We start from the raw sequence: 8,227 nt of genomic DNA, 5'->3' as shown, positions 1-8,227 counted from the left end.
CGCCGGTGTGGCCACATCGCACCCAGGCCTCGACCCGATTTGCGAGGGTCTGGGCCATTGGGGTCGGTATCCAAAAAGAGCTGGCATCTTCAAGCATCGATGCTACTGACATGATGAAATTACCTTCGCTTGTTCGCCATGTCCGGGTTCCAGTCGGGCAGGCGACTGAGGGCGTCGGCCAGGGCGGCACTATTGTCTGGCATGGCAGGTGTGCTCGTGTTCTCCTCCAGTGGCTGGGGCTTTTCATCCGGCATCAGTCTCGCCATTTTAACGAGCGACAGGGCCTCTTTCGGCAGATGCCGGTGCGCCATCGTGTACTGGAACCAACCGCCCAAAGGGTCCCTGGCGGACAACACGCTTTCTCGGACCAGGTGGTTGATTTTCTTACGGAGAGACACGGAATGCGCAAAGCGCATCCAGGTGTGGGGCGCCTGGACGACGCCGAGGGAGCGCCCCTCCAGCGTCGTCACTTGAAGCGCCCGAATGTCCCGAATATCAAAAACGATGGTGACTCTCTGGTTAATCAATTGGCCGTCGTTTAAGGCCACGCCGGTGTATTGGCACCCCTCGAAGTTGATGCGGGGTTCGTCTGCTTTAAACCCCTTTCGAACCGTGACGGTTTGACTCCGTTCATAGGGTCCGAGTCCAGGACCAAGGACCCCGGCCCGAAGCGGGAGTAGGTGATTCGCCATCTGGTACTGCATTTGCTCCAGGGGCGTGATCGCACCCAAATTGGCGAGCGGGCTCAGATTGTATTCAGTGAGCAATACGCTGATTGCCTCTTCGAGGGCGCGCAAAGATACAAAGGGTGGGTCTTTTCGTAGCTTTGCGGGTTCTCGTAACGGATCGGTGGGGTAACTGCCGGTGGTTGACGGAAAGCGATGAATGTCCAGGTTCAGACGACGAAACGCCTGCTCAATCAACGCCCGGGCCTTGGGATTCTTTGGCAAGCCGAAATTGGCGGTTGCACTGAGATGGTCACAGACCATGCGCCGCACCTGATGGGACAGGTGGGCCAGGGCGTTATCCAGTCGTACGATGCCGAAGGCGGGACGGCAAAAGGTCTCGTCCAGGGCGGACGGAAAACCGGCCTCAGACTTGTAGGAGAGCCCTGGAGCAGAGAGTATCAGCGGTTCCCACGGCTGTATGAGCTGTTCCAATAATGCCAGCACATCCGCGGAATTGGGATGCGCGGTGAGCGCTATAGTGGCGGCCAGGTAACAGCCCGTGCCGACATCCCGAGCAAGCAGCAGGGAAATCCGGCCAAGGCGCAGGGGTTTCATCTGATTGTGAAGGACCACGGCCGCCGCCCCGTTACAATCGATGTGCGCCTCGTCGATGTGTATCTCCTGGAACGCACGGACGGGCACCATTTTGGAGCCGATGACCCGTTGGTGGTCCCTGGGCATTTGCAAATCCATCAGGGAACGCTTCAGGAATCGGCGACACGCTTCAGACCCGCGGGAGACTGACGTAAAGGGGTAAGTGTCCTGGGGCCAGTCCAGCGCAGTCAGGAAGGCGATAAAACTGGCGTGGAAGCGACGAGGCGTCAGATTCTGGCTGCGCCGGTTGCGACGGGTGGCCCCTCGGATCTGCGCCATCAGGTGGTCTTCCAGTCCGGGGACAGTCTCCAGCAGATACCGAAACCCACATCGGGCACCGGATGGCTGGGTCAGGGTTCCCAGCGAGGTCCTGCGTTTGGCTGGGCCCAAGCGCTGGTGTGGGATGAGTCCCTGGGTGAGGGCCGGTGGTGCATCTTCGTCCCCGGCCAGGCATCGATTCATCAGCTGAGTGACCCGGGTGGGGGACACGTTATGATCTGCGGCAACCAATTTGAGCGTACGACCATCCAGCACGGCTGCAACGATCCGTACGTTGGTGAGGTACTGGCGACGCCGTTCCGCAGGCATCGCCTGAATGTCCACGAACGGCCACCGCTGGAGCTCATACCATTCTGGCTCACACCGCAGGCGCGCGCGCCACGTCAGAACCATGCCGTCACCTCCGTCTCATAGTCGAGTGGGGCAACCGAAAGATCGCAGTGCAGGTCGTGACGGTGCAGCAAACGGTACAAGGCCAGTTCAGAAATATAGCGTTCGCTTCGCGCCGTAGCCCCCAACAGCTCGCCAACGGTCATGGAGTTCTCAAGCCGCGCGGTGTCGAACAACCGTTGCTCTTGGTCAACCGTGTCGAAACCGTGACCAATAGCGTCGGCCAGGGTCTGGACGATGTGCAGCCAATGGAGCGCCAATGGCTCCTGCTCCAGCACGGTTTCGTTCGCCAATACCTCAAAATGCATGCCGTACTGATCGAAGAAGGCCCGCAACGGCATTGCTTTTTCAGGCTCGAACTCCGCTCGAGGTTTCAGTTCGAGGATGTCGATCTGTCCGTTTCGGACCACATACACATCCGGGATGTAAGGTTTCCGGTTGACCACTATCTGGTAGGGCTGCGGAACAAAACTGGCGACCTCAGGATCCGCCTCGAGCAACAGGGCATGAATGAACTCGGTGTAGCAATGGAAGCTGGCCCGGCCTGGGTATTTAACACAACGCTGCTCGTAATAGTCCGTTCGCTTGGTCAGTTTCAGGCGGGTTGGCTGTTGTACCGGCACCAACCGATTCTGGCTGAAACGAACAGAATGGTTGCTCAGAGGGTCGGGCTGGTTGATGAAGCGAGACGAGGCCATACGGTGGTCCCCGAACGATTAAGGGACTACCAAGTATGGGCCACACCTCCAGATTGATCAATATTTAACCTGTTTGACAATGTCAGGTAGTTCGTCAACCGGCCCCCATTTCTTGCGCTTTTCCCGGCGCTTGCCATACTTAGAACATCGGAATAAGGCGCTTTCCCGGGCCTATAATTCCACCCCAAAATTGACAGAACCCCGGAGGGGAAATGTCAAAATCCATCACCAGCGCGCGGACATTTCCGCGCCAGCCACGAAACAAACGTCCCATGGGGTTTCAGAAGCGCCCTCTGGTGTCGTTCCCGATCCAGGAAGTGACCATCGATTGGGATCGGCTCATCGACAAGCGGCCGTTATTGCTGGAAACCCTCGATACCATGCCCAAGTACCTGCTCAAGCCCGAGGTGCTGACGCTATTGGAGGCCGAGACCCATCCCATGCACCGGCTGATTCTGGATCTGATGTGGTGCACCGGCGCCCGCGTCTCCGAGGTGCTGGCCACCACGCCGGCGAGTTTCCACGACGACGGCTACGACTTCGGGGTGGTTCTCAAGACGCTCAAGCAAGGGGCAGGGCGGCCCAGCAAACGCAGCCTGCAACGCTCGCCCAAGCGGTTTATCCCGATCCTCGACCGGGACTTCCAGACCCGGATCCAGAGCTACCTGTGGATGGGGAAGTTTCGGAAGGACGAGCGGATTTTTCCGATCACGCGCCAGGCGGTCAGCGCCAACATCGGCCGGTTGATCGCGCAGATGAGGGGAGAGCCGCCGTTCAAAATCGGCTGCCATACCTTTCGGCACAGCTTTGCTGTGCATCTATTGCTGCACGGGCGGCCGCTGAAGTTTATGAGCCAGTTGCTTGGACATCGGAGCGTGGAGTCGACGGAGGTGTACACGAATGTGCTGACCTTTGACGGGGCGCATTTTCTGGAAGGGGTGGAGTTTCACTGAACAATGCGGAGATGCCGTAAAACATCAACACCGCCTTCTTGAGAAAGGCGGTGTTGGGTACTACTCGCTGCTTGCTATCAGGTCAGATCAACCAATGGCGCACCCGGCCCGTTAGCCTTCACCGACTCGATTCCCGTGTCTCTGGCCCCGTTTGACGAGTACATTTGGCTTTTGCCAATGGTCTGTCCGTTCGATGCCTTGAGCACGAAGTAAGGCTCACCAGCGGAAGAGGTCTTTCGTTCATAGAAACGATCAAAAGGGCTGTGCTGCCGAACCGATTCAACGCCATTTTCGGCACCGGCCCTGTTCACGTAGCCCTCACTTTGCAGGATAATTTCACCATTACCAGCCTTCAGGCGGAAGTAATGTTGAGAGTTACTGCCTCGGAAGAGTTCGTATCGTGCTGACATATTAACGCGACTCCTTACGAACGCCCTTGAATGGGTGGTCATCGGACTTCACGTCCATAAACCTGCCCGTTTCTGCGTCGCGTTTGACCCACCTTCCATTGTTCATTTGGGTTTGAGACCGCTTGCGTACCGCACCGATCCGCTTGTTGTCACCATAGGGACGATTCACTGCCATGACTGTTACCTCGTGAAACCAGTCGTTTACAACGTTGCCAAGCCGCAGTAGAATCCGTGCCGTCTAAAGCTGGTACCTACTGCCTGTTGGCGGTTCAGGTGCACTAACTAACCCGATTGGAGTCTCTCCTTTTGGGTTTTTTAGTGTCCCCACCATTATACTGATCATATTGATGACGTCAATTCTTTTAGCTACTATGCTCAAAAGGGTTCGCACCTTCGAGGGCGCTAGGTCTATCGTAGGTTCAGAAAACAAACCGCTTACCGGGGACAGAGGGAATGGAGAAGCATAGCGCGCCGTTCGAGGGAATCTCGGGCCAGCAGCTGGAACGATTGGCCCACGTTGAGTTCTTGGCTTACTTCACGGGAAAGATTACGCGGAAAGATATTATGCAGCGATTTGACGTGGGGTCCGCTGCAGCAACCCGTGATCTTAGCGCCTACATCGATGCAGCTCCCGATAATATCATTTACGATCCAAGGCAGAAGCACTACGTCACCACCAACGACTTCCGGTGTTTGCTGCCGCTCTCTGCCGAAAAGTGCTTGTCTACACTCACGAGTGGGTTCGGCGATGTCATGGATGGCCAGGAAGATTTCCGGTGTGCCCACCTCATCGCTTTGGAAGAGCCGGATTTGGACATCACTGCCACGTTGTCCAGGGCTATTGCAACCCACCGGCCAGTTGAGATCGAGTATGTTTCGATGTCGAGCGGTGCTTCCTCCCGCGTTGTTTGTCCCCACTCTTTGTTGAGTAACGGTCTACGGTGGCATGTTCGGGCCTATGACCGAAAACGCTCCAAATTCTCGGATTTCGTTCTGAACAGGGTGATCGCTGCAAAGACACTGCACAAGGAACGCCCCGGGCCTGATGAGATCGTCAGTGAAGACGTGGACTGGGTGGAAGAGGTGGAATTGGTGATTCAAGCGCATCCAAGGTTGGATAGCCACGGTCGAATGGCCATCGAGAAGGAATTTTCAATGCATGAGGGCTGCCTAATTAAACAAGTTAGAAAGGCCCAGGTCGGCTATCTGCTGAACAGCTGGAATGTCGACTCGACACCCGGAGCTGATCTGAGAGGCCATCACATACTGCTTCACCTGAAAAACGCCGAGAGTATTAAGAAAATGAATATCGAGAGCTTTAAGCTGGCGCCGAACTTAGACTAAATGATTCCTATTTTTTGGCATTTAGGCGCCCCGCCTCACTGGCTGATGTTGGTTTTGATGTGGTGGACCGGGGCGTGTGACTCCGAGGTGTTGGCGATCATTCCGGCCAGCTTCATCGATGAAGGTTACGACTTTGGTGTCGTGCTGAAAACGCCCAACAAGGGGTAGGGCAGTCAAGCAAACGCAGCCTACAACGCTCCCCAAACGCATCATCCCGATCCTCGATCGGGGCCTCCAGACTAGGATCCAGAGCTACCTGTTCTAGACGAATGTGTTAACGTTCGACGGAACGAGTTTCCTCAAAGAGGGGTCGATTTTTATTAACCGTTGCATCCGGGCGACATACTGTCGTTGAGTGTGCGCACTATCTAATCGCGGCTGTGGAACATCAAGCTGTATAAGGCCGAGTGATAACTGATATTAATATGTTAGGGAAGGGGTATGTCTGATCAGGAAACGTCAATAATAAAAATCTGCGCCACCTTGGTGGAAAAGATCAACTTTGCCTGTCACCAGAGCGCTTTCGCGGTGCTGCGGGAATTACAGGTTGAGAATCTGGATGAAGAGCGGGACCAGTCAGATCTGACGGTGAAGTTGACAGCGTCCCCGGCCTTTGTAAAAGCGAAAACCTGGACAGTGGATCGCTTGGCGGCGGGTGGTTCGTTGACTATGAGGGATCGTGATCTGGAATTGGATGGCGGTTTCCTGCTGGGGCTGACCGAGTCCATGCGCGGTATGGTGACGATTCGGGTCTGTCAGGGTGATCTGTGCCTGGCCGAATCGGCAATTCCAGTGGAGTTGTTGGCCCATAACGAGTGGGGCGGCGCCACCTACATCCCCGAGTTGCTGGCCGCTTTCTGCACGCCGAACGATCCGACGGTGGATCGGTTATTGGGCCAGGCCAGTCAGATTCTACGTAAGGCGGGCAAGTCGGGCAGTATTAACGGCTATGATTCCGGTAGTCGTGAACAAGTGTGGCTAATGGCGTCGGCTATTTACTCTGCCATCGTGAAATTGCAGGTGGGGTATGCGCTGCCGCCGGCCAGTTTCGAGAGCAATGGCCAGAAGATCCGATTGCCTAGCCAGATTGAAAGCGCAAAAGTGGCGACCTGCCTGGATACCACTTTATTATTTGCGGCCGCACTGGAACAGGCCCAACTGAACCCGTTAGTGATTCTTACTCGGGGGCACGCACTGGTGGGTCTATGGCTGGATAAGGAAGACCTTTCCAGTGTCGTGGTCGATGAGGCAGAAACCCTGCGTCAGCGCATTCCTCTGAAAGAGCTGATCCTAATTGAATCCACATTCCTGACCAATCACCCCGCACCGCCATTCTCCCAGGCGGTGAAGGACGGTAATAAGCAGGTAGCGCTGGACAAGGACAGCGAATTTGTTGCCGCCATTGATATTCGCCGGGCTCGGGCACATCGCATTAATCCAATTGGCCTTAAGACACAGGTTGCAGGGGTTGGCGAATCTACGGATTGGGTGGACGTCGTCGAGCCGGGGTTGGAGGAGGCTCCGCAAGATTTGCCCTCAGCAAATGTGCATGTGGAAGCGGATTTGCCAAACGATACGCCGGGCGGTCGTTTGGAGCGTTGGCAGCGCAAGCTTCTAGATCTGTCTGCCCGCAACCCTCTGCTGAACCAGAAGCCGAGTAAGAGCAATTTGACGTTGGTGTGTGATGATCCGGGTGCGTTGGAGGATGTTTTGGCGGCGGGCGCTCGGATTTCCATTGCGCCCTTTCCGCAATTAAAGACTCAGGATCAGGACTCGGATATTCACCGGCAGCGTACTGGCGAAGAGCTAAGAGAAGTATATGCCCGTGATGCGCTTGCCAAGAAACAAGTGTTGGTGGAGCTGACCCAGGAAGATCTGGACAAGCGCGCGGTGGAGATTTACCGGAAGGCGCAGACATCGCTGAAGGAGGGTGGTTCCAATACTCTGTTCTTGGCGGTGGGTTTTCTTTTGTGGAAACCCAAGGACAAAGATAATCGTCGCTATCGGGCACCGCTCATTTTGTTGCCTGTGTCTTTGGAAAGGAAATCTGTGCGCAGTGGTGTGAAGATGGTGGCCAACGACGATGAGCCCCGCTTCAACACCACCTTGCTGGAGTTGTTGAAAAAGGATTTCGGTATCGAAATTCATGGCCTCAGCGGTGCCTTGCCGGAAGATGATAGTGGTGTAGATGTGGCCGGTATCTGGAACCGAGTACGGCATGCCATCAAGGAGGTGCCAGGCTTTGAGGTAGTGGAAGACGTGGTGCTTGGCCATTTCTCCTTCGCCAAATATCTGATGTGGAAGGATCTGGTGGACCGATCTGAGGCACTGAAAGAGAGCCCGGTAGTGCGCCATCTGCTGGACACGCCTCGTGAGGCATACGAGAGCGACATTCGCTTTGTTGACCCGAAAGACATTGACCGTGAATACACGCCCGCAGATCTTCTCACACCTTTGCCGGCCGACTCTTCTCAGATGGCGGCCATTGCTACTGCAGATCGAGGCAAGGATTTTGTGATCATTGGCCCGCCCGGTACCGGCAAGAGCCAGACTATCGGCAACTTGATTGCCCACATGTTGGGCAAGGGCAAGAAAGTGCTGTTCGTGTCTGAAAAAACCGCAGCACTCGAAGTCGTTCATCGGCGTCTGAAGGATATTGGTCTCGGACAATTTTGTCTTGAGCTCCACTCCAACAAAGCAAAAAAAGCAGATGTGCTGGATCAGCTACGGACATCTTGGAACAGTGCTTCCCAGTCCACAGTCAGTGATTGGAAGGCTGAGGGGGAGCGACTTAAAGCGTTGCGTGATCGCCTGAACCGGGTTGTGAATGC

At 55.6% G+C, this 8,227-nt stretch carries 6 protein-coding genes; 3 read left to right on the top strand and 3 right to left on the bottom strand.

Features of this window, described 5'->3' with window-relative positions:
• Positions 1-119: 119 nt before the first annotated feature.
• Positions 120-1,994, bottom strand: coding sequence for a Mu transposase C-terminal domain-containing protein (locus tag AAC035_RS15520; protein WP_339805732.1), 1,875 nt, complete (start codon positions 1,992-1,994; stop codon positions 120-122).
• Positions 1,985-2,689, bottom strand: a complete 705-nt coding sequence (locus AAC035_RS15515) for a hypothetical protein (RefSeq protein ID WP_339805729.1) — start codon at positions 2,687-2,689, stop codon at positions 1,985-1,987. Before AAC035_RS15515 ends, AAC035_RS15520 begins: the two co-directional genes overlap by 10 nt.
• 212 nt (positions 2,690-2,901) lie before the next feature.
• Between AAC035_RS15515 and AAC035_RS15510 the strand changes: the two genes are divergently transcribed.
• Positions 2,902-3,642: a site-specific integrase gene (locus AAC035_RS15510; protein WP_339805727.1), complete on the top strand. Its 741-nt coding sequence runs from the start codon at positions 2,902-2,904 to the stop codon at positions 3,640-3,642.
• A 77-nt stretch (positions 3,643-3,719) separates the two neighbouring features.
• Here the strand turns inward: AAC035_RS15510 and AAC035_RS15505 are convergent, their stop codons facing one another.
• The gene (locus AAC035_RS15505; RefSeq protein ID WP_339805725.1) at positions 3,720-4,052 is read right to left on the bottom strand and encodes a YegP family protein; all 333 of its coding nucleotides are present in this window, start codon (positions 4,050-4,052) and stop codon (positions 3,720-3,722) included.
• A gap of 453 nt (positions 4,053-4,505) precedes the next feature.
• Here AAC035_RS15505 and AAC035_RS15500 point away from each other — a divergent pair, with 453 nt between their 5' ends.
• A complete protein-coding gene (locus tag AAC035_RS15500; RefSeq protein ID WP_339805724.1) occupies positions 4,506-5,396 on the top strand; it encodes a WYL domain-containing protein in 891 nt (296 codons plus the stop codon).
• 441 nt (positions 5,397-5,837) lie between these two features.
• Positions 5,838-8,227: DUF4011 domain-containing protein (locus AAC035_RS15495; RefSeq protein ID WP_339805723.1), on the top strand; the 2,390-nt coding region annotated here is incomplete at its 3' end.

Source organism: uncultured Marinobacter sp., assembly GCF_963974375.1.
GTDB lineage: Bacteria > Pseudomonadota > Gammaproteobacteria > Pseudomonadales > Oleiphilaceae > Marinobacter.
Note: the sequence above shows the minus strand (reverse complement) of the source record. Positions and strands in the feature narration are given on the sequence as shown.